The organism is Pseudomonas tructae, assembly GCF_004214895.1.
GTDB lineage: Bacteria > Pseudomonadota > Gammaproteobacteria > Pseudomonadales > Pseudomonadaceae > Aquipseudomonas > Aquipseudomonas tructae.
Genome location: NZ_CP035952.1, coordinates 4047191 through 4073059, shown reverse-complemented (window position 1 = coordinate 4073059; position 25869 = coordinate 4047191). Strand labels below are relative to the sequence as shown.

The following is a 25869-nucleotide window of genomic DNA, read 5'->3' as shown; positions in this document are numbered from 1 at the left end:
CCCCGCGATGCTTTTAGCCATCAACGCCGCTCCGCCTCATAGTTATCCAGGGTATCGCGGGCAATCTCCCTGCCCAGGGCAATCAGCTCCGGCGCCTTGTAGAACTCGAAGAAGCGGCACACCCGCTTGGGCACGTTGATCAGTACATCCGGCGGATACCCGGCGATCTTGTACTGCGCAAGCGAGGTCTGCATCACCTCGAAACTCTGGTTGATCAGGTCCAGCAGCGACGCTGGCCCGACATTGTCGATGATGAACGAACCGGTTGCCGATTTCGGCGCGCCTTCGGCTTCCGGGGCTGCCGCCGGTTGCTGGGCTTCGGGGGCGGCGGCATCGCTGAGCCAGGGGTTGGGGATTTGCGCAGCTTCAGGCTGCAGTCCCTGCTCCAGGCGCATCAGTTCCTCGGCCGGTTTGCGCCGGAACGGCAGGTGCGAACCCAGTGAGCTGATCAGATTGTCAAAACGCAGCTTGAACGCCGCCGGCCGCTCGATTACCGGCAGTTGGTACTGTTTCTGGTTGGTCGAGTTGAGGTTCACGGCGATGATCAGGTCGCAGTGGCTGGACACCACCGGAATGATCGGCAAGGGGTTGAGGATGCCGCCATCGACCAGCATGCGGTTACCTTGTACCACCGGGGTGAACAGGCTGGGGATCGCTGCCGAGGCGCGCATGGCCTGGTGCAGGCAGCCTTCCTGGAACCAGATTTCCTGCTGGTTGGTCAGGTCGGTGGCCACTGCCGTGTAAGGGATACGCAGCTCTTCGATGTTGATCTCGCCCACGATCTTGCGGATCTGGCCGAAGACTTTCTCGCCGCGGATAGCGCCGAGGCGAAAGCTCACGTCCACCAGGCGCAGCACGTCCAGGTAGTCCAGGCTTTCGATCCAGTTGCGATAGTCATCGAGCTTGCCGGCGGCATAGATCCCGCCAATCACCGCGCCCATGGAGCAACCGGCGATGCAGGCGATGTCATAGCCACGCCGCTCGATTTCCTCGATCACGCCGATGTGGGCATAGCCCCGGGCCCCGCCTGAACCCAGAACCAGTGCGACGCGCTTTTTCATGATGCTTCCCCGGTGTTGTGCTTCCATGGTCTAACAATGCACCTAATTATGGCTGTGCTTCAATCGTCGCTGGCGCTGCGCTACGCTGATCAGGGCACTTTTCTCGCGGTTTGCCGTCGAACGCGCCACCCTGTAATTTTTCTATTGAGGTATTGCCGATGAAAGCCTGGATTTGTCTGCCCCTGATTGCCCTGGTCCTGACCGGTTGCGCTGGCAAGACAGCCTACCGCGACAGCTGCGCCAATCAGCTGGACTCGGCCTGGAAAGAGCTCGACCTGGCCAAGGCCGAAGGTTTTGCCGGTACTGTCAGTTACTCCAAGGCGTTGTCGCTGTTGACCGGGGCCAAGACCCAGCAGCAGTTCGAAGCGTTCGAAGGCTGCAGCAAGAAGGCCGAGAAGGCCCGTTTCTACATTCGCGAGTCCCGTGCCGGGCGTTGATCACAGGAGTAAACCATGTCGTCGGCCATGCTCGACCATGTCATTGCTCAGGTTCTGAGCCTGCAGGTACGCCTGTTGGCCTGCCAGGCGCGCCTGGCCGCCGATACCGACAGCGAGGCGCTGCACGACCTGCGCATCGGCGTACGGCGCTTGCGCAGCCTGCTGCGGCCGCTGCGCGAACTGCCCGGGGTCGAACAACTGGAAGCCGCTGCCCAGGCGCTGGGCAGCTTGACCACACCGCTGCGTGACCGTGAGGTACTGGCTGCGCAGTTGCTCGAACGCCGGCAAGTGGCGGCCGCGCAAGCGCGCCTGGCCCATCGCACGCAGACCTTCGCCCGGGTTGCCGCCAGTGCTGAACTCGCGCGCCTGCTGGCGATTGTCGATGCCTTCCCGGTATTCCTGCGGGCGGCGCAGCGCCAAGGGCTGATCCGCCGTTTGCAGCAGCGCATCGACAAGCGCCTGGTCAAACAGGGCGAGCAATTGCGCCAGGCGCTCGACGATCCCGCCCATGACCGCCATCGCCTGCGCCTGCTGATCAAGCGCGAACGCTATGGCGCCGAAGCCTACCCGCAACTGCGCCACTGCAACCTGCGCCAGCAAAAGGCGCTCAAGCGTGCCCAGGGCGACCTGGGTGACTGGCACGACTTGCTGCAATGGCTGCTGCAAGCCGAACAGCAAAGCGACCTGGTGCCCTGCGTCAGCCATTGGCGAGCGCAACTGGCGATTGCCGAACAGCGCGCCGACGCTACCCTCGATGAGCTGCAGCGGCAGCTTGCGCAGCGATAGCCCGCTGAAATGGCCGAAATGCGTGCTGTAGACCGCTTGCTGGCTGGTTAAGATCGTTTTTTTCAGCACGCTGAGGTCGGCATGAATTTCTCGCAATTGCTCACGGCGGTCCGCCAGCATCCCCAGGCCGTTACCATCGACTCGAGCTGGGCCCAGGGCCGCGCCTGTTTTGGCGGGGTGATGGCGGCCCTGCTGTATGAGGCCATGCTGGCAAAGACCTCACCAGGACGGCCGGTGCGCTCCCTGGCAATTACCTTCGTCGGCCCGGCCGAACCCGAGGTGCCGATCAGTTTTGAAGTGGAGTTGTTGCGCGAGGGCAAGGCGGTCAGTTCGTTGCTCGGCCGGGCCACTCAGAACGGCCAGGTGGTGACCCTGATCCAGGGCAGTTTCGGCGCTGGCCGTGATTCGTCGATCGATGTTCCGGCGTTGCCGGCATTTGCAATGAAAAGCCTGCAGGAGGCGGCGCCCGAGCTGCCTTACATCAAGGGGGTAACTCCCGAGTTCATGCGTCATCTGGCCCTGCGCTGGGCGGTAGGCGGCTTGCCATTTAGCAACACACCCTCGCGCAGCATGGGCGGTTGGGTTCGCCTGCGCGGTGACGTCAAGGATGAGCCGGTCAGCGAAGCGCACTTGTTGGCGCTGGTCGATGCCTGGCCGCCGATCCTGATGCCCCACCTGAGCAAGCCGGCGCCGGGCAGCACCCTGACCTGGACCATCGAGTTCGTGCAGCCGGTGCCGAGCCTGAGCACCCTGGACTGGTGCCAGTACTGCGCTCATATCGACCACGCTCGCGATGGCTACGGGCATGCTTCAGCCGCCCTGTGGACGGCTGGGGGTGAACTGCTGGCGATCAGTCGTCAGACGGTGACGGTGTTCGCTTAACGGCGATGGCGTTCGCGCCAGGCACGCCACCAGGCGCCACTGAGCACGAACCGCGGAAAGGTGATGAACTGTTCGACCAGCAGGCGGCCGACGGCATCCTTGCGGTTGGCGAAGGGTTCGGGTTGTTCGGCTTCCAGGCGATGCCCTTGGCGCTGCAAGCCGAGCCCGGCGACCAGGGCAATGATGCCGACCGCCAGTTGCCCCAGGTCCAGTGAAAACAGCCCGGACAGCACCAACAGCACGCCGAGGATGAACAGCGGCACGGCGATCAGGTGCAGCACCAGGTTGGTCGGGTTGCGGTGGTTGTGGTGGTAGCCGCGCCATTGCCAGGCCGGCAGGTTGGGCAAGCGTTTGCTCATGACAACATTCCTCAGGGGCTTGCCTGAAGAATAGTGCGGCCCCGTTGAAGGGGCCAATCGAGGACGGCTATGGCGCCTATAGCTTGAGCTGGCCGATGGCTTTGTTCAGCTCGCCGGCCAGGGTCGCCAGTTCGCTGCTGGTGGTTGCCGAGTCGACGGTCTGCTGCACGGTCTCTTCGGTCACATCGCGAATGCTCACCACTGCCCGGTTCATTTCCTCGGCTACGTGGCTTTGCTGCTCGGCAGCCACGGCAATCTGCGTATTGCTTTCACGCATCTGCGCCACCGCGCCGGTGATTTCCGCCAGGGCAGCGCCGGCTTCCTGGGCCTGCTGGACACAATCGTCGGCCTTGAACGAGCTTTCCTGCATGAAGTCCACGGCGTCGCGGGTACCGGCTTGCAGGGCCGAAACCATGGTGGTGATTTCGTCGGTGGAGGCCTGCACCCGTTTGGCCAGGTTGCGCACTTCATCAGCGACCACGGCAAAACCACGGCCCAGGTCACCGGCGCGGGCGGCCTCGATGGCGGCGTTGAGCGCCAGCAGGTTGGTCTGTTCGGCAATGCTGTGAATGACCCCGACCACACCGTTGATCTTCTGGCTGTCTTCGGCCAGCTGGCGGATCATTTCGGCGGTCTGTTGCACCCCGCTGGACAGCCCGGCGATCGAGGTCTGCACCCGGCTGACCACTTCCTGGCCGCTGCCGGCCAGGGTGTCGGCGCTTTGCGACAGGTCACGGGTGGCGCCGGCGTGCTGGGCAATGTGGTAGACCGTGGCGGTCATCTCGTTGATGGCGGTAGCGGCCTGGTCGGTTTCGCTCTGCTGGCCGAGCATGCCGTGGCGCACCTCGTTCATGCTCGCGGCCAGGCGCGCAGCGCCGGAGTCCAGCTGCGCGGCGGTGCGGGCCACGGTGTTGACCACCCGGTGGTAGGTGGTCTGCATGGCGTTGAAGGCGCTGGCCATCTGTCCGACTTCATCGCCGCAGGCCAGGGGGACGCGGGCCGACAGGTCGCCGGTCTTTTCCACGTGCAGCATCACATCCTTGAGGGTGTTGAGCTGGCTGAGCAGGAAGCGGATCAGCAACTGTGAGGCGCAGAGCATCGCCAGCATCAGGATCAGCACGCACACGGCATAGTTGGTGAAGCGATCGGTGAACACCTGGATCAGGCTGGGGGAGGGCGCGAGCACGGCGATCTGCTGGCCACCGCGGCTGATGACCTGGGCGCCGGTCAGCGGGTTTTCACCCAGCGCCGGCAAACCTTCGAGCTCGACCCAGCCCTTGGCCGTGGCCAGCGCATCCAGGCTGCGCCCCTCGAACTGCGGCGTCTGGCCGGGGCTGTAGCTCAGCCACAGGGCATTGCTCGGCAGGGTTTGGCCATCCGGCCAGGCCGCCAGCAACTGCGCCTCGGCCTGGGCTTTGCTTTGCGCACTCTGGGCCCGTGCCTGTTGTTCCAGGTGCACCGCGTAGAGCACCAGGAACAAGGTGGTGACGAAGGCGACCGCGTTGACGGCCCAGAACTTGTACTTCAGGGAGATATTGCTAAGCCAGGCACCCATGGTAGGTCTTCTCTGATTGAGCGGAAACATTATTGGCAAGGTGCCATCATTGTGCCGGCTCGATCATCAAGACGTTTTGATATGCGTCAAATAATCGCGGGCAAGTTAAAGAAGGCGCGGGCGGCAGCCGTACTGTGGGCTGCCAGTTGCTCGGCAGTTTCGTTGCGGTGCAGTGCCACTTCGTGCAGGACCTCGGTGAGAAAGGCCGGTTCGTTGCGCCCGCTTTTCGGCTTGGGCCGCAAGCTGCGTGGCAGCAGGTAGGGTGCATCGCTTTCGAGCATCAGGCGGCCCTGGGGGATACTGCTGACCAGCGGGTGCAGATGGGTGCCGCGGCGTTCGTCGCAGATCCAGCCGGTGATGCCGATGTGCAGGTCCAGGTCGAGGTAGGCGAACAGCGCCGCCCGTTCGCCAGTAAAACAGTGCACCACCGCCGCCGGCAGGCGATCGCGAAAGTCCTTGAGGATCGCCAGCAGGCGTTCGCTGGCATCGCGCTCGTGGAGAAACACCGGCATCTGCAGTTCCACCGCCAGGGCCAGTTGTTCTTCCAGGGCTTTTTCCTGCTGCGGGCGCGGCGAGAAATCGCGGTTGAAGTCCAACCCGCATTCACCCACGGCGCGCACCCGTGGTTGCTCCAGCAAGGCGCGCAGTTGCCGGTTGCTGTCTGTGGACCAATGGCTGGCGTCGTGGGGATGAACACCGGCGGTGCTGAACAGGCGCTGGGCGCTTTCATCGAGCTGCTGGCACAGTTCCAGGGCGTGCTCGCTGCCCGCAAGGCTGGTGCCGGTGACCATCATTTGCACCACGCCTGCTGCCTCGGCGCGTTCGACAACGGCCTGGTGTTTGTCGGCAAAACTTGGGTTGGTCAGATTGACGCCGATGTCGATGAGTTGCATGGTGCTACCTCAGGCCGGGGGCCGGCCAGCATAACAAAGCTCGAAGAAAATCGATAAAGCCAAGAACTTCAACGAGTTGTCGTGGTCTTTTGCGGTCAATTGTCATGGAACGACTGCAAACTATGGCGCCAACCCCACACGCGCGGACCTCGCAACGGATGACCCGAGCGCTGTTTTTGTTGATCGTGCTGAGCCTCTCGCTGCTGACTGCAGGGCCAGTTAGTGCGCGCCTGGCCGGGCCGCAACAGGCCGTGCCCAAGACCCAGGTGCGCGACCTTGCGCAGATTCGCAGCAGCCGGGTACTTAAAGTCCTGGTCAACCAGAGCCGCAACAGCTCCGGTGAAGTCAAGGGCGAGCCGGTGGGGGTCGAGTACCACCGCTTGCGCGCCTTCGAGCATTACCTCAATGCGCGCGCCCGTGACGGCGAACAGATCCGCCTGAAGATCATCCCGCGGGCCAAGGAGCAACTGCTGGCCGCCTTGCAGCGCGGTGAAGCCGACCTGGTCGCCCCCGGTGAGCTGGTCGACCCTACCTCGACCCGTGGCCTCAGCGCCAGCGACCCGGTGGTCGACAAAGTGCCCCTGGTGCTGGTCGGGCGCAAGGGCGAACGCAGCTTCCAGCGCGTCGAACAGTTGTCCGGGCGCACCCTGGCCCTGACCAGCTCGAGTGCCGCTGGCGATACCCTGCATGAGATCAACCAGAAACTGGCCTTGCGCAAGCTGGCGCCGATCACGGTGGAGTGGGTCGACCCGAGCCTGGCGGTGGAGGATGTGCTGGAGATGGTTCAGGCCGGGATCTTCCACCTGACGGTGGTCGAACAGCCGATTGCCGAGCGCTGGGCCAAGGTCATGCCCAAGCTGCGGGTTGATCGCAAATTGCAGGTCGCCAGCCCCGAGGCCATGCGTTGGTACGTGCGCCGCGAGGCGGTGATGCTGCACGCCAGTGTCGATCGCTTTCTCCAGGGTTACAAGGCGCCGGCCAACCAGGATGCGGCTTTCGAGCGCATCTACCGGCGTTTGTACCGGGTCCACAACCCGCTGGCGCGCACTGACCGCAAGCGCCTGGAAGCCCTGCGGCCGGTGCTGCAGCGCCACGCCAGCGAACAGAAGATCGACTGGCTGAACCTGGCGGCCGTGGCGTTCAAGGAGTCGGCGTTGAACCCGGCGGCGCGCGGTGCCGGCGGTGCCCACGGTCTGATGCAGATTACCCCCAGTGCCGCTCAGCGGGTGGGGGTGAGCAATATTGCCAATGTCGATGGCAATGTTCAGGCCAGCGCCCGGTACATGGCGCTGATTCGGCGCAAGTTCTTCTCCAGCAACCAGCTCAACGAGCGCGAGCGCATGGCCTTCACCCTGGCGGCCTACAACCTGGGCCCTGAGCGGGTCCAGGCCATGCGCGCCGAAGCGCGGCGGCGCGGGCTCAATGGCAACCAGTGGTTCTTCCAGACCGAGCGCATTGCCATGGAGCAGGTGGGCATGGGGCCGGTGAGCTACGTCAACAGCGTCAACAAGTACTACCTCGCGTTTGATCGCGAGCGCGAATCGCTGGAGCCGAAGGGTGGCAAAGGAAGCGGGCGAAAGTGATCGAATAAATCGATTTTAATGTCGCAAATATTGCGATTTTAACATCTGTAGATTTGATTAATATGGCGCCCAACACCTCACATCACACCCTTTAAGGAAGACCCATGAACAACAACACCCTCAATGCCGTATTCGCCAGTCGTGCCGGTTGGGGCCTGAGCATCATCCGTATTCTGGTCGGTATCATCTTTATGGCCCACGGTGCGCAGAAACTCTTTGGCCTGTTTGGCGGCGGTGGCCTGGCCGGTACCGCGCAGTTCATGGAAAGCCTTGGCCTGGCACCCGGCCTGCTGATGGCGCTGCTGTCCGGCGGTGCCGAGTTCTTTGGCGGCCTGGCCCTGGTGATCGGTTTGCTGGTGCGGCCAGCAGCGCTGGCGCTGACCGTGACGCTGATCGTGGCGATCTTCTCGGTGCATATCGGCAACGGCCTGTTCATGGCCAACAATGGCTATGAGTTTGCCCTGGCGTTGCTGGCAGGGACCTTGGCGGTGTTGGTCGAGGGGGCAGGGCGGGGCTCGTTGGATCGGTTGATTGCTCGCTGAAGTCGAGGTTGATCTGGATGCCGCTGTGGGAGCGGGCTTGCCCCGCGATAGCGTTCTGTCTGCCAGATCGCATCGCGGGGCAAGTCGGGTCGCCGCACCGCCGTTCCCACCGTTTGATGTCCGATTGCAATGGTTTTTCGCCCCCGGGCCGTTGACATTACACTCGCAGCTTCTCTAGGATGCTGACTTGCGCCGATTTAAACAGCTACTTGCGGGGCGCAGGGTTACCTCTTTGGAGGTTTCACCAAATACCGCTAAAACGCTGGTTCGGTGACGCCTCCCACCGCAGCCCAGCGGGTTTTGCGAGGCGGAGATCTAACCATGAGTTGTCCACGTTCCAGCGTTTGCCTGACCCCGTTGCCCGCCAGCCAAGGCACGCGTACGCCGCGTATTCTTCTGGGCGGCAGCCATCAGCCAACCCTCCTGCGCTACCTCGACGGCTGGCCACGCCGCAACAGCCGCAACACCGCCTTCCTTATCCAGTTTGCCGATCCCCGTGATTCGCTTGGCCAGTTCGCCAACGACCGTTTCGATCTCGCCGTGATCCAGGCGCCCAACGCCCTGGACGCCGCCGAAATCATCGGCCACCTGACCCGCGTCGCCCGCCAGGGCCTGATTACCCGGGCTTGATCGGCCTGGGCCTCAGTGGGCCTTGGCTTTTCTGATCCGCAGCAGGATCACCAGCATGATCAGCACCACCAGCGGCGCCATGCCCAGCAATGCCTCGCGGGGCGAGAACGGTGCGCCGAGGGTGTGCAGGCCGGCATAGAACAGTTTGAACAGGCTCAGCAGGTAGTAGCTGATGGCGATGATCGACAGGCCTTCCACTGCCCGCTGGATCTTGATCTGGGTGTCGGCGCGGGCGTTGAGGCTGCGCAGGATTTCAGCGTTTTGCTCCTCCATCTCGACCTGCACCCGCGCCTGGAGCAAGTCCCCCAGGTTGGCCACGCTTTCGGCCAGGTGTTCCAGGCGCTGTTCGGTGGCCGCGCAATAGCGCACGGTGGGTTTGAAGCGCCGCTCGATGAACACACCCAGGCGCTGGCAATCGCCGACATGGCTTTCGCGCAGTTCGCCCAGGCGTTCGAACACCAGTTGTGCGTAGGCCTGGGTGGCACTGAAACGATGACGGTGCTGGACCGTGCTGCCGACCACCTGGCGCGACAGCTGGGCAATGTCGGCCAGCAGGGCCTTGGCGTTGCCGCCATCACTGCTGACATTGCGTTGCGACAAATTCACCAACGTACGGTCGTAGGCATCCAGTTGCGGGCCGAGGGCCTTGGCAGCGGTCAACGACAATGACGCCATCATCCGGTAGGTCTCTATCTCCAGCAGGCGGCGGATCATTCGCCCCTGGCGGTAGGCATTGAGTTTGTGGTTGATGAACAGGAAACGGTTGGTGCCATCTTCGGTCAGGCGAAAATCGCTCCACACCACCGCATCGCCGCCGCCCACGCAAGAGCCGCTGGGGTCTTTGAAGCCGTAACGGCTCAGGTCAAGATCCTCAGCATCGCGCACCAGCACCTGCACTGCATTGATCATCTGCTCACGGCAGGGTTCGATGCCTGTGGCCAGGGCCGGGGGCAGGGTGGTCCAGTTGAGCTCGGCGCTGGCGGCGGGTACCACCAGCGTCAGGGTGAAGAATTCGGCATGGCGCTCCCATTTGAACGGATGGCCGTCCAGCTGGGTGATGCCCTGCGCGGCATCGGCCTCGAAGGCGCCTGGGCAGCAGCGCTGCAGCAGGGCATTGCAATCGGCATCGGTGCCGAGAAACGCCAGGTGGAAAACATGCGCTGGCTCGTCGAAGTACAGCGACGGGCGGGCGTGCAGCTCGTTGTGCAGGGCAGTGCGTTGGGCGTGCATGCGGGGCGGACCGTATTTGTTGTGGTTGTCTGCGGTTTCCCTTTGGGACTGGTGCCAGCAGGCACGAGTCACGTGCAGTTGCACAGCAAAGCGCCAGGGTTGATGATCAGGCCCTGCAAGCCACCCCGTCAGTCTGCAAGCGAGAATTTTTGTTGAGTACGCAAATCATCACGAAGGAAGGTCACGAGGCGCTCAAGCAGGAGCTGGACCATCTGTGGCGGGTAAAGCGTCCCGATACCACCCAGAAAGTCACCTGGGCCGCCTCCCTGGGCGATCGCAGTGAAAACGCCGACTACCAGTACAACAAGAAGCTGCTGCGCGAAATCGATCGCCGCGTGCGCTACCTGCGCAAGCGCCTGGAAGACATGCGCGTGGTGGAGTATGCGCCGGAGCAGGAAGGCCGGGTGTTTTTTGGTGCCTGGGTCGAGATCGAGAACGAAGAGGGTGAAACCAAGCGTTTTCGCATTGTCGGCTATGACGAGATCTACGGGCGCATGGACTACATCTCGATCGACTCGCCCATGGCCCGCGCCTTGCTGAAAAAAGAGGTCGGCGATGAAGTCATCGTCCAGACCCCTTCTGGCGAAATGTGCTGGTGGGTCAACGCCATCGACTACGTCAAACCCTGATCAACCCTCGCGCAGGACTGCCAGGGGGCTGGCATTGAGTGCCCGGCGCGTGCCGTAGACACCGGCGCCGCCGACCAGCAGCGCGCCGATCACCGGCAGCAACAGCAGCCAGGGGTGCGGGCTCCAGTGCAGGTCGAAGGCGTAGCGGTACAGCAGCAGGGTGATCAGTTCGCAGCCGATCGCCGCCAACAGGCCGCTGGCGGCGCCGAGCAAACCGAACTCGATACGCCGGGCTTTGACCAGCAGCCCGCGCCCGGCACCCAGGGCGCGCAGCAAGGCGCCCTGGCGAATGCGCTCGTCCAGGGTCGCCTGCAAGCCGGCGAACAGCACTGCCAGGCCTGCGGCCAGCACGAACAACAGCACGTACTCCACCGCCAGGGTGACCTGGGCGAGAATGCTGCGCAGTTGCTCGAGCAGGGCATCGACCTGGAGGATGGTCACCGCCGGGAACGCCCGCGACAGTGCCACCACCTGCTGGTCATGGCCGGGGGCCAAGTAGAAGCTGGTCAAGTAGGTGGTTGGCAGATCCTGCAGGGTTTGCGGCTGGAAGATCATGTAGAAGTTGGGCTGGAAGCTGTCCCAATTGACTGTGCGCAAACTGGTGACCTGCACCTGGCGTTGCAAGCCGCCCACCGTGAAGGTCAGCTGGTCACCCAGCTTGAGCTTGAGACTCAGGGCCAGTTCGGCTTCTACCGAAACACCCGGCAGGCTACCGGCCGCAGGTTCTGCCTGCCACCACTGGCCTTCGCTCAGGGTGTTGCCCTGGGGCAGGTCGGCGGCCCAGGTCAGGCTCAGGTCGCGCTGCACGGCGCGATCGCCGGTGGATTCCTTGCTGACGATCTGCTGCACCGGTTCGCCGTTGATTGCGGTCAGGCGTCCGGGGATCACCGGGTACAGCGGTGCGGCCGCAGCGGAGAACTCGCTCAGGCGCTGGGCAAAATTGTTCTTGTCGTCAGGCAGGATGTTCAGGGCGAAATAGTTCGGCGCATCCTTGGGCAGCTGGTTCTGCCAGGTGTCGAGCAGTTCGGCGCGCAACAGGGCAATCAGTGCCATGGCCAGCAGGATCAGGCCGAAGGCCAGGGCTTGTCCGGCAGCGGCCAGGGGGTGGCGCAGCAATTGGCCAAGGCCCAGGCGCCAGGCCAGCGGGCTGCCGGCCAACAGGCGGCGCAGGCTGCGCAGACCGAGCAACAGCAGGCCGCCCAGCAGCAGGGCGGCGACCAGGCCGCCGCCGAGCAGGGCGAAGGTCAATAGCAGGTCCAGGCTCAGCCGCCACATGATCAGCCCCAGGGCGAACAGGGCGGCGCCATACACCAGCCAACTGCTTGCCGGTACCGGCAGCAGGTCACGGCGCAGTACCCGCAGCGGCGGCACCCGGCCAAGGGCAGCCAGCGGCGGCAGGGCGAAGCCGGCCAGGGCGACCAGGCCGGTGGCGATCCCGGCCAGGGCCGGGGCAATACCGCCAGGAGGGATCTGCGCCGGCATCAGCCCTTGCAGCAGCTGGAACAGGCCCAGCTGGGCCAGCCAGCCGAGCGCCGCGCCACACAGTGCGGCAAGGCTGCCAAGCATCGCCAGTTGCAGGCAGAACAGGCTCAATGCCTGACGGCGCGACAGGCCCAGGCAACGCAGCAGGGCGCTGGCATCGAAGCGGCGGGTAGCGAAGCGGCTCGCCGACAGCGCCACGGCGACACCGGCGAGCAGCACCGCCACCAGGCTGGCCATGTTCAGGTAACGTTCGGCCTTGCCCAGGGCGCCGCCGATTTGCCGGTTGCCGTCCCGTGAGTCCTGCAGGCGCTGGTTGGCCGCAAGATTCTGCTCGACGGCTTCGCGGTAGCTGGCCAGGGCTTCGGGCTCGCCGCGCCAGAGCTCGCGATAGCTGACCCGGCTGCCCGGTTGCACCACCCCGGTGGCCTCAAGGTCGGCAAGGTTGATCAGCACCCGCGGGGTCATGCTATAGAAGTTGCCGGCGCGGTCGGGCTCGTAGGTCAGCACCCGGCTCATGCGCAGGGTTTTCATCCCCACATCGATGCTGTCGCCGATGTTCAGCTCCAGTGCTGCCAGCAGCCGTGGCTCGACCCAGGCCTCGCCCGGCGCCGGGCCGCCGCCTGCGGTTTCGACGCCATAGGGCTCGGCGGCGCTGCGCAGCTCACCGCGCAGCGGATAGGCGTCGTTGGCGGCCTTGATGCTCGACAGCTGAATGCCGTTGTCGGTGGCGATGACGCTGGAGAACTCGACCACCTGCGCATGCTGCAAGCCCAGTGCGGCGCCGCGGCTTATTTGCTCGGGCTGCGCGGGCGAGCTCCCCTGCAAGACCAGGTCGGCACCCAGGAACTCGGTGGCGCGCAGCAGCATGGCGCCATTGAGGCGGGCACCGAAGTAACCGATGGCGGTACTGGCTGCCACCGCGACCAGCAGAGCGAAGAACAGCACGCGCAACTCGCCGGCGCGGGCGTCGCGCAGCAACTGGCGCAGGGCCAGGGGGAACAACGGCAAGCGTTTCATCAGGGCTCCAGCGGTGCGACCAGGTGGCCGGCGTCCAGGCGGATCAGGCGACGGCAGCGCTGGGCCAGGCGTTCGTCATGAGTGACCAGTACCAGGGTGGTGCCGCGTTCCTTGTTCAGTTCGAACAACAGGTCGCTGATACGCTCGCCGGTATGGCTGTCGAGGTTGCCGGTGGGCTCGTCGGCAAACAGCACCGCAGGCTCGGCGGCAAAGGCGCGGGCGATGGCCACCCGTTGCTGTTCGCCGCCGGACAGTTGGCGCGGCGAGTGGCTCAGGCGCTGGCCCAGGCCGACCCGTTCGAGCAGGCTGCGGGCGTGCTCGCGGGCATCGCGGCGGCCGTCCAGTTCCAGCGGCAGCATGACGTTTTCCAGGGCATTGAGGCTGTCGAGCAGTTGAAACGACTGGAACACGAAGCCGACGTGCTCGGCCCGCACCCGCGCGCGCTGGTCTTCATCCAGCGGGCCGAGGTTGTGGCCGGCCAGGGTCACGGAGCCGGCGCTGGGCAGGTCGAGCCCGGCCAGCAGGCCGAGCAGGGTCGATTTGCCCGAGCCCGAGGCGCCGACGATGGCCAGGCTGTCGCCCTGTTTCAATTCCAGCGAGAGTTCGTGCAGGATGGTCAGGTCGCCTTCCGCGCTGGGAACCACTTTGCTAAGGTTGCGCGCACTGAGAATGCTGGGGCCCATGGAGAATCCGATGCGAGTGTGGTTATTGAGTGCCGGCCTGGCCTTGATGTGCATGGCCCAGGGCGCAGCAGCGGGGACCGTGCTGATTGTCGGCGATAGTATCAGTGCCGCTTTCGGCCTGGATACCCGCCAGGGCTGGGTTGCTTTGCTGGAGCAACGCCTGAAGAGTGAGGGTTTCGATGCTGAAGTGATCAATGCCTCGATCAGTGGCGACACCAGTGCCGGCGGCCAGGCGCGGCTGCCGGCGCTGCTTGCAGAGCACAAGCCGGAGCTTGTGGTGCTCGAATTGGGTGGCAACGACGGCCTGCGCGGGCAACTGCCGACACAATTGCAACAAAATCTTGCCTCGATGATCGACAACGCGCGGTCAGCCGGCGCCAAGGTCCTGCTGCTGGGCATGCGCCTGCCACCCAACTACGGCAAGCGTTACACCGAAGCCTTCGCCAAGGTGTACGAAAACCTGGCAACGGAAAAACAGGTGCCGCTGGTGCCGTTTTTTCTCGAAGGTGTGGGCGGTGTGCCCGAGTTGATGCAGGCCGATGGCATTCATCCAGGGCAGGGCGCCCAGGCCAGGTTGCTGGAAAATGCCTGGCCGCAACTAAAACCGCTGCTTTGACGCTTTTATAGTGACCGGCTTTGGGCTAATGTGGCGCCCCCGATTTGGAGCCCCCGATGCCGCGTCCCGCCTGGTCCCTGTATGCCTATCAATTGATCGAGCCTGACGAACAGCTTGACCTGTTCGCCTGCCAGGAGATTCGTGTCCACCTGGTCGCCCGTCAGCTCGAACTCGGTGGCTCGGCCGACCGTACCCTGTGTGGCACCCTGTTGCCGGCACAGCCGCGCTGGTCCCAGGCCGAACGCAGCCTCTACCGCGACCGTCGCCTGTGTTCGCTGTGCCGGGCGATTCTCGATGCCCAGCGCCGTGGCACGCGGCCGGTATGGCCCCAGCTGTAACCTGTTGATATAACCTTTCATCCCTTGTACGGCCAACTGCGCCCGGGACATCTCCCGATTACGCGGGGGGCGGTGTACAATCGACTGCTTGACTCAATTGAATTAGCGAAGGATTTCCCGGATGTTGCCGCGCTTTCCCGCCGTCACCCGTTGCCTGTCCCTGGCCGCCCTGCTGGCGGCAGGCCCTGCTGCTGCGCTGGAGTTCCCCCTGCCGCCTCCCGGTGAAGACGTCATTGGCCAGGTCCAGGTGATCAAGGCCAAGTACGAAGACACCTTTGCCGATATCGGCACCGCCAACGACCTTGGCTACCTGGAAATGATCGCCGCCAACCCGGGCGTCGACCCGTGGCTGCCGGGTGCCGGCACCGAGATCATCCTGCCGACCCGCTTCATCCTGCCGCCGGGCCCGCGCGAAGGCATCGTCATCAACCTGGCCGAGTACCGCATGTACTACTACCCGAAAGGGCAGAACGTGGTGCACACCTACCCGCTGGGTATCGGTCGCGAAGGCTGGGGCTCGCCGATCGCCAATACCAAGGTCACGGCCAAGACGCCGAACCCGACCTGGACGCCACCGGCCTCGATCCGCAAGGAACACGCCGCCGACGGTGACATTCTGCCGACCGTAGTCCCGGCAGGGCCGGACAACCCGCTGGGTCCATTCAAGTTCACCCTGGGCGTTCCGGGTTACCTGATCCACGGTTCGAACAAGAAGTTCGGCATCGGCATGCGTACCAGCCATGGTTGCTTCCGCATGTTCAACAACAATGTGCTGGAACTGGCCAAGATGGCACCGGTCGGCGTCCCGGTCCGCATCATCAACGAGCCGTACAAGTTTGGTCTGAGCGCCGGCAAGGTCTACCTCGAAGCGCACACACCGCTGGACGACAAGGGTGACCCATCGGTGGTCGACAAGCACACAGCGGTCATCAATGCCCTGCTCAAGCGTGAAGACCTGGCCAACAACCTGCGCATGAACTGGGATATGGTCCGCGACGTGGTCGCCGCCGAAGACGGCATGCCGGTGGAGATCGCCGTGCCCAATGGCAATGGCGGCCCGGCACCGATGGTGTCCAGCGTGCCTTACGACATGCAGTAAGGCGCAGTTGCTATACCCGAGGCCTGCCATCGTGCAGGCCTCGTCGTTTCTGCTGTTGCACTTTTCTGGCGGCAACAAAAAAGCCGACCCACAAGTGGGTCGGCTTCCAATAACAATCCCGAAGGACTATTACTTGCGGCTGGCTTTGTCCAGCATACGCAGAGCGCGCTCGTTAGCTTCGTCAGCGGTCTGTTGTGCTTTTTGAGCAGCAGCCAGAGCGTCGTCAGCTTTGCGATAGGCTTCATCGGCACGAGCTTGTGCACGAGCAGCTGCGTCTTCGGTAGCGGTCAGACGAGCTTCGGTTTCTTTCGATACGCTGCTGCAACCGGTAGCCAGGACTGCGGCCAGAGCCAGAGCAGAAAATTTCAGAACGTTGTTCATTGGTGTTCCCCTTCAAGGACTTTCTATTAAATAGCCATCTCTCAAGAAAGAGAAACTGGCCGGCGTACATAGTACCCATTACTTGTAGTAAGTAAACTGACAGAGCGCAAGAACTGCAAAAAAATGCGCCGGTCCCGGGTCCAACACAGCCTGATGTAGAAAAACTGTGAAGGCGCCGCTTGCGCGGGTGCTAACAAGTGTAGCAAGTGTGTATTTTGTTGAACTAAAAGTGACTTAAAGTGTCATCAATCGTCATAGCACTACAACATCCGGCAACTGTTCAGGGCACTGCTCGCCGCTGTGTGCGCCCGCTTCAAGTGGGTGAAATTTGCGACCAGCCGCCTTGAGCATCTGGGCGTGTGGCGCCTACTATTTGTACGTGCTCATTTGCCAGAGAACAGCCATGCTCTTCTCGTTGTCCAATGGGGCACGGGGTGGCGTAGAGGTTCCTTCGCCGGACAAACATCGGTAAGGTAGGGGTCATAGCACAAGACCCGCGAGGAGTAGTGATGAGCGAGGCGTTGTCCATCCACCATGACCAGGCTGGTCATCAATTCGAGACCAATGTGGACGGTCATCGTGCTTACCTGACCTACATGGATCTGGGCAAGCAGACCCTGGATATCTACCGCACCTTCGTGCCGAACGCATTGCGCGGCCGGGGCATCGCAGCGGCACTGACCGAGCAGGCGCTCAAGTATGCCGAGGACATGGGCTACACCGTGATTCCGTCATGCTCCTATGTCGAGCGTTATATGGAGCGTCAGCAAAAGCACTCCACCAAGGCCTGAGGGTCGCGACGGTCAGCCATTGAGCACACCAACAAAAACGCCGGGCAATTGCCCGGCGTTTTTGCATCTGCCTGTCAGTCGCGCTGGCGCTTGGGCAGGACATCCTTGAGCTTGGCGTGCATGCTGCGCAGGGTCTTCTGGGTGGACTCCCAGTCGATGCAGGCGTCGGTGATGGAGACACCGTACTGCAGGTCGTTGAGGTCTTTGGGAATCGACTGGCAGCCCCAGTTCAGGTGGCTCTCGACCATCAGGCCGATGATCGACTGGTTGCCTTCGAGGATCTGGTTGGCGACGTTCTCCATCACCAGCGGCTGCAGGGCCGGGTCCTTGTTGGAGTTGGCGTGGCTGCAGTCGACCATGATGTTCGGCTTGATCTTGGCCTTGGCCAGGGCCTGTTCGCACAGGGCGACGCTGACCGAGTCATAGTTGGGCTTGCCGTTGCCGCCGCGCAGCACCACGTGACCGTAGGCGTTGCCCTTGGTGGTGACGATGGACACGCCGCCTTCCTGGTTGATACCCAGGAAACGGTGCGGGCTTGAAACCGACTGCAGGGCGTTGATGGCAACGGTCAGGCCGCCGTCGGTGCCGTTCTTGAAGCCGACTGCCGAGGACAGGCCCGAGGCCATTTCGCGGTGGGTCTGGGATTCGGTGGTGCGCGCGCCGATGGCCGACCAGCTGATCAGGTCCTGCAGGTACTGCGGGGAGATCGGGTCGAGGGCTTCGGTGGCGGTGGGCAGGCCCATTTCCGCCAGGTCCAGCAGCAGCTGGCGACCGATGTGCAGGCCGTCCTGAATCTTGAACGAGTCGTCCAGGTAAGGGTCGTTGATCAGGCCTTTCCAGCCCACCGTGGTCCGCGGTTTTTCGAAGTACACGCGCATGACCAGGTACAGAGTGTCGGACACTTCTGCCGCCAGCACCTTCAGGCGCTCGGCGTATTCGTGGGCAGCCTTGATGTCGTGGATCGAGCAGGGGCCGATCACCACGAACAGGCGGTGGTCCTTGCCGTCGAGGATATTACGCACCACTTCACGGCCGGCAGTCACGGTCTGCAGGGCGGTAGCGCTGAGGGGGATTTCCTTCTTGAGCTGATCGGGGGTGATCAAGGTCTCGTTGGAGGCAACGTTTAGGTCATCGATCGGTAAATCAGCCATCGTGTTACTCGTCAGGTCACGGGTGCCGGCCGCCAGCGATCCCCGTGCGGCGGAGCAGCGAAAATTGTACGCAGCGGGGAGCCGAACCTTAGCGCGTTACACCGTGGCTCGACAATGGGCAGGGGTCGCTTTCCTGCAAGGAAAAGCCCACAGGCACGGGGTTTTTAGCCCTGAAGGAGGATTTCGCGGGTATGGCTTGCCTCAAGGCTTGCCTCGGAGAACTCGCCCGCGTGCAGGCTGACCCATTGCTGGGCGAGGGCTTCGAGATCGGTATCAGCGTGTTCGGTCTGGGTTTGCATCTGGCAGAAGTGCTGGATCTGGCACACCTGTTCACCCATGCGCGCGCCGAACAGCGCCTGTTCGTCGACGAAGGCGATGCCCACCCGATAGCCCTCCTGCTGTTTCTGGCACCAGGCGATGTATCCGGGGTAACGGGCCTCGGCGCCAAGGGAGGGGATGAGCATTTCGACTGCCATGCCTCGGCGGTAGGCCCGAGGGTGGTTGCAGGCGATTCCGCCCAGGCTGATAGTGTGCAACCGTTGGCGAAACAGCTTGGGCGACTGGCGCAGGGCCAGTTCAACCGGAACATCGTCCGGGTGGGGCAGGAAGCCACGCATGCTCGACTCCGTGTCGATTTTTTGACCTTGTTCGCATGAGTATAGTGAAGGATCGTAAAGCGGTTGATTTGCGTGTAAAAAAATTGAACAAGAAATGAACGGTTGAGGAGAGCAGGATGAACACGAGCAACCCGCGTATCGGCGTGATCGGAACCGGGGCCATTGGTGGCTTTTATGGCCTGATGCTGGCCCGTGCCGGGTTCGAGGTGCACTTGCTCTTACGCAGCGAATTCGAAGCGGTTCAGCGCAATGGCCTGCAGGTCGACAGTGCCGTGCACGGCAGCATGCAGATGAATATCGCGGCCTACGCCGATGCCGCCGACATGCCCGCCTGCGATTGGTTGCTGGTCGGCGCCAAGACCACCAGCAACGCTGAGCTTGCGCCGTTGATCGCCACGGTGGCGGCGCCGCAGGCCAAGGTGGTGTTGCTGCAAAATGGCCTGGGTGTCGAGGAGCAATTGCGCCCTTTGCTGCCTGATCACCTGCACCTGTTGGGTGGCTTATGCTTCATTTGTGTCAACCGCGAAGCGCCGGGGGTGATTCGTCATCAATCGCTGGGCGCGGTCAATCTCGGTTATCACAGTGGTCCTGCGGTGGATCAGGCGCAGCGTCAGGCAATTGTCGAGGCCGGGGCGGCGCTGTTCCATGCGGCTGGCATCGACTCCCAGGCAATGACCGACCTGGCCCAGGCGCGTTGGCAGAAGCTGGTGTGGAATGTGCCCTACAATGGCCTGTCAGTGTTGCTCAGGGCCAGCACCACGCCCCTGATGGCCGACACTGACAGCCGCGCACTGATCCAGGCGTTGATGGCCGAAGTGGTGCAGGGTGCACGCGCCTGTGGCCATGAACTGCCGCAAGGCTATGCCGAGCACCTGTTTGCGGTGACGCAAAAAATGCCCGACTACTGGCCGAGCATGTACCACGATTTTACCCAGCAACGGCCGCTGGAGTTGGCGGCGATCTATGCCGAGCCATTGGCCCGGGCGCAGGCTGCGGGGTGTGAGTTGCCGAAGATTCAGGCGTTGTATCAGGCGCTGGCCTTTATTGATCGGCAAGTTGCATCGCGGGGCAAGCCCGCTCCCACCACAACCCCATTGTAGGAGCGGGCTTGACCCGCGATAGGGCCTCAAGGAGAACAGCGTATGAGCAAAAACCTTGGCGACAAACTGGTCGTCGCCATCTCCTCCCGAGCGCTGTTCGATCTCAGCGAGAGTCACCGCCTGTACCTGGCCGAGGGCGTTGAAGCCTACCGCCAATACCAGATCGAGCACGAAGACGAAGTGCTCGAACCCGGCGATGCCTTCCCTCTGGTGCAGAAACTCCTGGGCCTGAACGCCAGCCTCGGCCAGTCACGGGTCGAGGTGGTGCTGGTATCGCGCAACAGTGCCGACACCGGCCTGCGGGTATTCAACTCGATCGAGCAGCACGGCCTGGGCATCTACCGCGCCGCCTTCGTCGGCGGCCGTAGTCCTTATCCGTATCTGGCAGCGTTTGGTTGCCACCTGTTCCTGTCCACCGATGCCGATGATGTGCGCAGCGCGCTGGAGGCCGGCTTTGCCGCCGCGACCATCCTGTCCGGTGGCGCCCGGCGCGCTGCCAGCGATGAATTGCGCATTGCCTTCGATGGCGACGCCGTGCTGTTTTCTGACGAGTCCGAGCGGGTCTACCAACTCGGCGGTCTCGAAGCCTTCCAGGCCAGTGAGCGTCAATCGGCGCGAGAGCCTTTGCGTGGTGGGCCGTTCAAACCGTTCCTGGCGGCATTGAACCTGCTGCAGAAGGAGTTTCCCGAAGGTGCCTGCCCCATCCGCACGGCGCTGGTAACCGCCCGTTCGGCACCGGCCCATGAGCGGGTCATCCGCACCCTGCGCGAATGGGATATTCGCCTTGATGAGTCACTGTTTCTCGGCGGCCTGGACAAGTCGGCGTTCCTTGAAGCCTTCGCCGCCGATGTGTTCTTCGATGACCAGGCCGGCCATTGCGAACGGGCGCGCAGCGTGGTCGCCACTGGCCATGTGCCCCACGGCATCAGCAACGAACCTACCCCAGGCTAAGGGCCAAACCTCGACGCCGGATGGCCCTGCGGCTGATCTTGGCGCTGCTAAGCTGAAGCTTGCTCTGCCGTCGTGGCAGTCGAGGAGGTCGAATGATCCGTTCCATGCTCTATGCCACTGACCTCGGTGTGTACGCTCCTTTTGTCCTGCAACACGCGCTGGCGCTGGCGCGGACTTTCAGCGCAGAGCTCTACGTCATTCACGCAGTCGAGCCCATGGGTCAGTTTGCCGAATCGCTGCTACAAAGCTACCTGGATGAGCAGACCCTCGATGAACTGCACAGCGAAGGCGTGACGACGGTGATGGCCAACATCGAACAGCGGGTTCTGGAAAACTTTCGTGACGAATTAGGCGAGGAGGCCGACCTGGCCCTGATCAAGGCCGTGCGCGTGCGCCAGGGCGACCCGGCCCAGGTGATTCTCGAACAGGCCCAGCGCCTGAGTGTCGACCTGCTGATCTTCGGTAGCCACAGCCAGGGCGCTGGCGTCGACATTCCGATTGGGCGCACCGCCGTGCGCCTGCTGCAGTTGTCGCCGGTGCCGGTGTATATGGTGCCGTTGGCTCAGCACCTTGGACGTAGGAAGTCCTAACCTGCCGCGTAGGTGTGTTCCTAAAAGACTGCTAAAATAGTTCTAGATTTATTCTTCAAACCACTAATATAGTTATAAATCGTCGCTGCTGCCGGTGACGCCCAGCTGATTTGAGGGATACTTATGAAGCTTCAACAATTGCGCTACATCTGGGAAGTGGCGCACCACGACCTCAACGTCTCCGCGACGGCGCAGAGCCTGTACACCTCCCAGCCGGGCATCAGTAAACAGATCCGCCTGCTCGAAGACGAGCTGGGCGTCGAAGTGTTCGCCCGCAGCGGCAAGCACCTGACCCGCGTGACCCCGGCCGGTGAGCGGATTATCACCACCGCTGGCGAGATCCTGCGCAAGGTCGAAAGCATCAAGCAGATCGCCCAGGAATTCTCCAACGAGAAGAAGGGCACCCTGTCGATCGCCACCACCCACACCCAGGCGCGTTATGCGCTGCCGCCGGTGATCAGCAGCTTCATCAAGCAGTACCCGGAAGTGGCCCTGCACATGCATCAGGGCTCGCCCATGCAGATCGCCGAAATGGCCGCTGACGGTACTGTCGATTTCGCTATTGCCACCGAAGCGCTGGAGCTGTTCGGCGACCTGGTGATGATGCCGTGCTACCGCTGGAACCGCTGCGTGGTGGTGCCCCAGGGTCACCCGCTGACCAAGCTGCCCAAGCTCACCCTTGAAGCACTGGCCGAGTACCCGATCGTTACCTACGTGTTTGGTTTCACCGGTCGCTCCAAACTCGACGAAGCCTTCAGCCATCGTGGCCTGACGCCGAAAGTAGTGTTCACCGCCGCCGACGCCGACGTGATCAAGACTTACGTACGCCTGGGCTTGGGCGTGGGTATCGTGGCCAAGATGGCGGTCGACACCAAGCTCGACAATGACCTGGTGGTGCTCGATGCCAGCGAACTGTTCGAGTCCAGCGTGACCAAGATCGGTTTCCGTCGTGGCACCTTCCTGCGTGGCTTCATGTGCGACTTCATCGAGAAGTTCGCCCCTCACTTGACCCGCGAAGTGATGGCCAAGGCGATCCAGTGCCACAACAAGCAAGAGCTCGAAGAGCTGTTCGAGGGTGTGGAACTGCCCGTGCATTGATCACCCCGTCACGCGCTTGCTGAACAATGCCCGTCAGGCTGCCTGGCGGGCATTGTTGTTTTCGGGGGGAGCAAAGGTGTGAAGGCGGTCCAAAAATAAAAACAATCGGAAATTTCTCTTTTGGTTTCAGACGTGTCCGGTAGGTCGTGTCCGCGTCGCTGTCGATAATAACGGCATGGCGATATTAGATTGCCGCTATCTGGTATGCATTGGCTGGAGCCCTTATGCACAAAGCGCTAATTGTCGATGACCACCCCTTCATTCGTTCAAGCGTCAGCGTGTTACTCCAGGGCGAGCGATTCGAAGTGGCGCAGACCGACAACGGCATCGATGCCGTGCGCCTGGCTCGGGATCTGAAGCCAGATTTGCTGATCCTGGACATCAGCATGCCGGGGCTCGATGGCCTGGAAGTGATGCGTCGCATCAGGGCCATGGGCCTGCAGGTGAAAATCCTGATTCTGACATCGCAATTGGCGGAGTACTTTTCCATCCGTTGCATGCGCGCCGGGGCGATTGGTTTTGTCTCCAAGACCGATGATCTGAGTGAGTTGGGCAAGGCGGTGCAGGCAGTGATGTCCGGGTACAGTTACTTTCCGGAAGTGGCCTTGAGCTCGGTAAGGAAGGTCGACTTCTGTCTGTCCGAAGCCGAGTGCATAGCCAGGCTGACCGACCGTGAGGTGCTGATTTTGCAGCAGCTTGCGCGCGGCTTGAGCAACAAGGCAATTGGCGAGGCGATGTTGCTCAGCAACAAGACCGTCAGTACCTACAAAACCCGGCTGATCGAAAAGCTGCGGGTTTCCTCGTTGGTGGATCTGGCGGATGTCGCCAAGCGCAATCAGCTCATCTAGGGTGTCGGTCGGGGTAGTTGGCAGGCTGCTGCGATGGGGGGGGATGCTGGTGCTGCTTGGCCAGGCCCTGCCCGGCGTCGCGGAACCTGCGGGGCGGCCGCTGGTGGCAGACCTTCAAGCACAGCGCCAGTTACCATTGAGCAACGAGCAGGTACGCTGGCTCTGGCGCCAGCGGGTGCTTCGCGTCGGCACCTTGACGCCCGAGGGCGCGCCCTGCAATGGCAAGCTCAAGAATAGCCGCGACCAGGGCATGAGCGGCGACTATGTCGAGTTGATCGGCCAGTTGCTCAATTTGCAGGTGCGCCTGCAGCGATACGAGACCTACGCCCAATTGCTGCAGGCGCTCGCCGCACAGGAAATCGACCTGATCGGTGCGCTCAGCGCCCAGCAAGCCGAGGCGGCGGGCCTGTTGCTGTCTGCGCCCTATGCCCAGGAGTTGCCGGTGCTGGTGACGCGGGTGGGCACGGTAGGTAGCGTCAATCCGGGGCAGGCCGGCACGCGTCTGGTGTACCTGGACGGGCAGGTGGGTGCCGATGATCTACAGTCGGCGTTCCCAGAGGCTGAAATCACCACAGTGGATTCCACCCGTACTGCCTTGGGCGCAGTGGCGCTGGGGCTTGCCGATGGCTTTCTGGGCAGCGCCCAGGGTCATGCCCTGGGTTTTGCCATGGCCCATGACCAGACGCTGATGCAGCAGGTGGTGAACATCGCCCTGGCCGCGATCAGCGCCGAGCAGCGCCAGCAGATCAAGCAGCGCTGGGATGACCTGGGGATCAAGCTGCACCTGGCCGAGCCTTCGCAAGTGGCCAGTGCGCTCAAGCTGGCCGACAGCTACTGGCATCACCATCGGCGCCTGATCAGTCAGGGGATTGCCTTGGTGGCCAGTCTGCTGGCCCTGGCCCTGGTGTGGATTCACTACCTGCGTCAATCGGTGCGCCGCTGTGTCCGCGCCGAACAGGCCACGGCCCAGCTGTACGAGGCGCTGCAGCAGGCCAAGAACGAGGCCGATGCGGCCAACCAGGCCAAGACCAGCTTCCTGGCGACCATGAGCCACGAGATTCGCACGCCGATGAATGCCGTGCTGGGGATGCTGGAGCTGGCGTTGAAAAAGGCCGACCAGGGAGTGATCGACCGTTTGGCCATCGATGTGGCCTCCAGTTCGGCGCGAGGGCTGCTGGAGTTGCTCGGTGACATTCTCGACGTGACTCGCATCGAGTCTGGCCATCTGACGCTGACGCCGGAGCCTGCCTCATTGCGCAAACAGATCGAGAGCGTCGCGCGGATGTTCGAGCACCAGGCCCAGCAAAAAGGCTTGCAGCTACGGTTGCTGGTCGATGGTCCGGCAGAGCATGAAGTGTTGCTTGATCCACTGCGTTTCAAGCAGGTGCTGTCCAACCTGCTGAGCAATGCCATCAAGTTCACCCAGCGCGGGGAAATCCGTATCCGCCTGGCCGTGCGCCTGCAAGGCCATGCACTGGCCGCAAGCCTGGCGGTGGAGGACACCGGTGAGGGTATTGCCCCGGCCGACCTGGCCCGGGTGGGCACACCCTGGTGCCGGGCCGGCAATAACCGCCAGTCGGCCCGCAGCGGTGCAGGGCTGGGCTTGAGTATCAGTCGCACGCTTTGCGAAATGATGGGCGGGCAGTTGCACATTGAAAGCACCCTGGGCCTGGGTACGCGCATAAGCGTTGAGCTGACCCTGCCAGTGGTGGCAGCAGCCAATGTCCGTGTGCCCAGGGCTGGTGCTGCGATGGCGGCGTCCAGAGCGCGGCGGTTGAGTGTCCTGGTCGTCGATGATTACCCGGCCAATCGCATTCTGTTGCTGCAGCAACTGAGCTATCTGGGCCACCACGCGCGGGCCTGCGAGCAGGGCGGCGACGCCTTGCGCATCTGGTTGGGGGGTGGTTTCGATGTGCTGATCAGTGATTGCAACATGCCAGTTCTTTCGGGTTACCAGCTGGTACGTGCAATCCGTGAACACGAGCGTCGCCAGCATAAACCCAAGGCGCTGATTATCGGGATGACCGCCAACGCCCAGGTCGATGAGCGGCGCCGCTGCCTGGCCGCAGGCATGGATTTGTGCCTGTTCAAGCCCACCAGTATCCAGGTGCTGGCCGATGCCCTGGGGCTTGCCGACGACTGCACGGTGGCCGTTTGCGGTCAGGCCCAGCAACGTCCCGAGGGGGTAGACCTGATGGCTCTTGAGCAACTGACCGGAGGCAACCAGGCCAGCATGAAAGCTTTGTTGGGCGATTTGCTGCTGAGCATCGAGCAGGACCTGGGTGGTCTCGATGGCCTGCGCCTGAGTGGCGAACTGGGCGGTCTGGCTGATCTGGTGCACCGGATCAAGGGTGGCGCGCGGATGATCCGCGCGCGCGCCTTGCTCGACGCCTGCGCGCAACTGGAGCAGGCCTGCAGCAACTGCGCGCCGAACCAGCAGCTGTGGCGGTTGGTTGATCAGTTGTGTGATGCCATGGCGCATCTGCAGGGCAGCCTGTCACGCTACTGCAGTGCCTAGGC

At 62.9% G+C, this 25869-nt stretch carries 27 protein-coding genes; 17 read left to right on the top strand and 10 right to left on the bottom strand.

What is annotated here, in order from left to right; genetic code table 11:
* Window positions 1-20: 20 nt before the first annotated feature.
* Window positions 21-1061 carry a patatin-like phospholipase family protein gene (locus tag EXN22_RS18580; protein ID WP_130265444.1) on the bottom strand — a complete coding sequence of 347 codons (1041 nt, stop codon included), beginning with the start codon at window positions 1059-1061 and terminating at the stop codon, window positions 21-23.
* A gap of 158 nt (window positions 1062-1219) precedes the next feature.
* Here EXN22_RS18580 and EXN22_RS18575 point away from each other — a divergent pair, with 158 nt between their 5' ends.
* From EXN22_RS18575 to EXN22_RS18565, 3 genes are all read left to right on the top strand, one after another.
* Window positions 1220-1498, top strand: coding sequence for a hypothetical protein (locus tag EXN22_RS18575; protein ID WP_028941416.1), 279 nt, complete (start codon window positions 1220-1222; stop codon window positions 1496-1498).
* A 15-nt stretch (window positions 1499-1513) separates the two neighbouring features.
* Entirely contained in the window at window positions 1514-2284 is a 771-nt protein-coding gene (locus EXN22_RS18570) for a CHAD domain-containing protein (RefSeq protein WP_130265443.1), read from the top strand.
* Between the two features lie 81 nt (window positions 2285-2365).
* On the top strand, window positions 2366-3166 hold the full coding sequence (locus tag EXN22_RS18565) for an acyl-CoA thioesterase (RefSeq protein ID WP_130265442.1): 801 nt from the start codon (window positions 2366-2368) through the stop codon (window positions 3164-3166).
* Here the strand turns inward: EXN22_RS18565 and EXN22_RS18560 are convergent.
* The 3 genes from EXN22_RS18560 to EXN22_RS18550 form a co-directional block, all read right to left on the bottom strand.
* A complete protein-coding gene (locus EXN22_RS18560; RefSeq protein WP_130265441.1) occupies window positions 3163-3525 on the bottom strand; it encodes an Mpo1-like protein in 363 nt (120 codons plus the stop codon). The genes EXN22_RS18565 and EXN22_RS18560 overlap by 4 nt on opposite strands.
* 76 nt (window positions 3526-3601) lie before the next feature.
* Window positions 3602-5080 (bottom strand): methyl-accepting chemotaxis protein, encoded by a 1479-nt coding sequence (locus EXN22_RS18555; RefSeq protein ID WP_130265440.1) that lies wholly within the window; start codon window positions 5078-5080, stop codon window positions 3602-3604.
* Between the two features lie 86 nt (window positions 5081-5166).
* The gene (locus EXN22_RS18550; protein WP_130265439.1) at window positions 5167-5973 is read right to left on the bottom strand and encodes a TatD family hydrolase; all 807 of its coding nucleotides are present in this window, start codon (window positions 5971-5973) and stop codon (window positions 5167-5169) included.
* A gap of 158 nt (window positions 5974-6131) precedes the next feature.
* On the opposite strand from EXN22_RS18550, the gene EXN22_RS18545 reads away from it, so the two are divergent.
* The 3 genes from EXN22_RS18545 to EXN22_RS18535 all read left to right on the top strand — a co-directional run bounded on the left by EXN22_RS18545 (window position 6132) and on the right by EXN22_RS18535 (window position 8728).
* Entirely contained in the window at window positions 6132-7556 is a 1425-nt protein-coding gene (locus tag EXN22_RS18545; protein WP_130266862.1) for an MltF family protein, read from the top strand.
* A 104-nt stretch (window positions 7557-7660) separates the two neighbouring features.
* On the top strand, window positions 7661-8098 hold the full coding sequence (locus EXN22_RS18540) for a DoxX family protein (protein WP_130265438.1): 438 nt from the start codon (window positions 7661-7663) through the stop codon (window positions 8096-8098).
* 321 nt (window positions 8099-8419) lie between these two features.
* On the top strand, window positions 8420-8728 hold the full coding sequence (locus EXN22_RS18535) for a hypothetical protein (RefSeq protein WP_130265437.1): 309 nt from the start codon (window positions 8420-8422) through the stop codon (window positions 8726-8728).
* Window positions 8729-8740: 12 nt separating this feature from the next.
* On the opposite strand, the gene EXN22_RS18530 is transcribed toward EXN22_RS18535, so the two are convergent.
* Window positions 8741-9958 carry a DUF3422 domain-containing protein gene (locus EXN22_RS18530; protein WP_130265436.1) on the bottom strand — a complete coding sequence of 406 codons (1218 nt, stop codon included), beginning with the start codon at window positions 9956-9958 and terminating at the stop codon, window positions 8741-8743.
* Between the two features lie 152 nt (window positions 9959-10110).
* Here EXN22_RS18530 and greB point away from each other — a divergent pair, with 152 nt between their 5' ends.
* Window positions 10111-10587, top strand: coding sequence for a transcription elongation factor GreB (greB, locus tag EXN22_RS18525; protein WP_130265435.1), 477 nt, complete (start codon window positions 10111-10113; stop codon window positions 10585-10587).
* Here greB and EXN22_RS18520 read toward each other — a convergent pair whose 3' ends face one another.
* Together EXN22_RS18520 and EXN22_RS18515 are read right to left on the bottom strand one after the other, a co-directional pair.
* Window positions 10588-13086: an ABC transporter permease gene (locus EXN22_RS18520; protein WP_130265434.1), complete on the bottom strand. Its 2499-nt coding sequence runs from the start codon at window positions 13084-13086 to the stop codon at window positions 10588-10590.
* On the bottom strand, window positions 13086-13769 hold the full coding sequence (locus tag EXN22_RS18515; protein WP_130265433.1) for an ABC transporter ATP-binding protein: 684 nt from the start codon (window positions 13767-13769) through the stop codon (window positions 13086-13088). The genes EXN22_RS18520 and EXN22_RS18515 overlap by 1 nt, the downstream gene beginning before the upstream one ends.
* A 10-nt stretch (window positions 13770-13779) precedes the next feature.
* On the opposite strand from EXN22_RS18515, the gene EXN22_RS18510 reads away from it, so the two are divergent.
* The 3 genes from EXN22_RS18510 (at window position 13780) to EXN22_RS18500 (ending at window position 15822) form a co-directional block, all read left to right on the top strand.
* Window positions 13780-14385, top strand: coding sequence for an arylesterase (locus tag EXN22_RS18510; RefSeq protein ID WP_130265432.1), 606 nt, complete (start codon window positions 13780-13782; stop codon window positions 14383-14385).
* A 56-nt stretch (window positions 14386-14441) separates the two neighbouring features.
* Window positions 14442-14723 carry a hypothetical protein gene (locus tag EXN22_RS18505; RefSeq protein ID WP_130265431.1) on the top strand — a complete coding sequence of 94 codons (282 nt, stop codon included), beginning with the start codon at window positions 14442-14444 and terminating at the stop codon, window positions 14721-14723.
* Between the two features lie 121 nt (window positions 14724-14844).
* Window positions 14845-15822 (top strand): L,D-transpeptidase family protein, encoded by a 978-nt coding sequence (locus EXN22_RS18500; RefSeq protein ID WP_130265430.1) that lies wholly within the window; start codon window positions 14845-14847, stop codon window positions 15820-15822.
* Window positions 15823-15951: 129 nt separating this feature from the next.
* Here EXN22_RS18500 and oprI read toward each other — a convergent pair whose 3' ends face one another.
* Entirely contained in the window at window positions 15952-16203 is a 252-nt protein-coding gene (gene oprI / locus EXN22_RS18495; RefSeq protein WP_003259780.1) for an outer membrane lipoprotei OprI, read from the bottom strand.
* Between the two features lie 509 nt (window positions 16204-16712).
* Between oprI and EXN22_RS18490 the strand changes: the two genes are divergently transcribed.
* A complete protein-coding gene (locus EXN22_RS18490; RefSeq protein WP_130265429.1) occupies window positions 16713-16994 on the top strand; it encodes a GNAT family N-acetyltransferase in 282 nt (93 codons plus the stop codon).
* A 74-nt stretch (window positions 16995-17068) separates the two neighbouring features.
* Here EXN22_RS18490 and EXN22_RS18485 read toward each other — a convergent pair whose 3' ends face one another.
* Both EXN22_RS18485 and EXN22_RS18480 read right to left on the bottom strand, forming a co-directional pair.
* The gene (locus tag EXN22_RS18485; RefSeq protein WP_130265428.1) at window positions 17069-18145 is read right to left on the bottom strand and encodes a 3-deoxy-7-phosphoheptulonate synthase; all 1077 of its coding nucleotides are present in this window, start codon (window positions 18143-18145) and stop codon (window positions 17069-17071) included.
* 164 nt (window positions 18146-18309) lie between these two features.
* Window positions 18310-18762 (bottom strand): PilZ domain-containing protein, encoded by a 453-nt coding sequence (locus tag EXN22_RS18480; RefSeq protein WP_130265427.1) that lies wholly within the window; start codon window positions 18760-18762, stop codon window positions 18310-18312.
* A 116-nt stretch (window positions 18763-18878) separates the two neighbouring features.
* Between EXN22_RS18480 and EXN22_RS18475 the strand changes: the two genes are divergently transcribed.
* From EXN22_RS18475 to EXN22_RS18450, 6 genes are all read left to right on the top strand, one after another.
* Window positions 18879-19862: a putative 2-dehydropantoate 2-reductase gene (locus tag EXN22_RS18475; protein WP_130265426.1), complete on the top strand. Its 984-nt coding sequence runs from the start codon at window positions 18879-18881 to the stop codon at window positions 19860-19862.
* Window positions 19863-19904: 42 nt separating this feature from the next.
* Window positions 19905-20813 (top strand): 5'-nucleotidase, encoded by a 909-nt coding sequence (locus EXN22_RS18470; protein WP_130265425.1) that lies wholly within the window; start codon window positions 19905-19907, stop codon window positions 20811-20813.
* Between the two features lie 92 nt (window positions 20814-20905).
* Window positions 20906-21403 (top strand): universal stress protein, encoded by a 498-nt coding sequence (locus EXN22_RS18465; RefSeq protein WP_130265424.1) that lies wholly within the window; start codon window positions 20906-20908, stop codon window positions 21401-21403.
* Window positions 21404-21526: 123 nt separating this feature from the next.
* On the top strand, window positions 21527-22501 hold the full coding sequence (gene cysB / locus EXN22_RS18460; RefSeq protein WP_045189882.1) for an HTH-type transcriptional regulator CysB: 975 nt from the start codon (window positions 21527-21529) through the stop codon (window positions 22499-22501).
* A 224-nt stretch (window positions 22502-22725) separates the two neighbouring features.
* A complete protein-coding gene (locus tag EXN22_RS18455) occupies window positions 22726-23349 on the top strand; it encodes a response regulator transcription factor (RefSeq protein ID WP_130265423.1) in 624 nt (207 codons plus the stop codon).
* 43 nt (window positions 23350-23392) lie between these two features.
* Window positions 23393-25867 (top strand): ATP-binding protein, encoded by a 2475-nt coding sequence (locus EXN22_RS18450; RefSeq protein ID WP_165392237.1) that lies wholly within the window; start codon window positions 23393-23395, stop codon window positions 25865-25867.
* Window positions 25868-25869 lie beyond the last annotated feature (2 nt).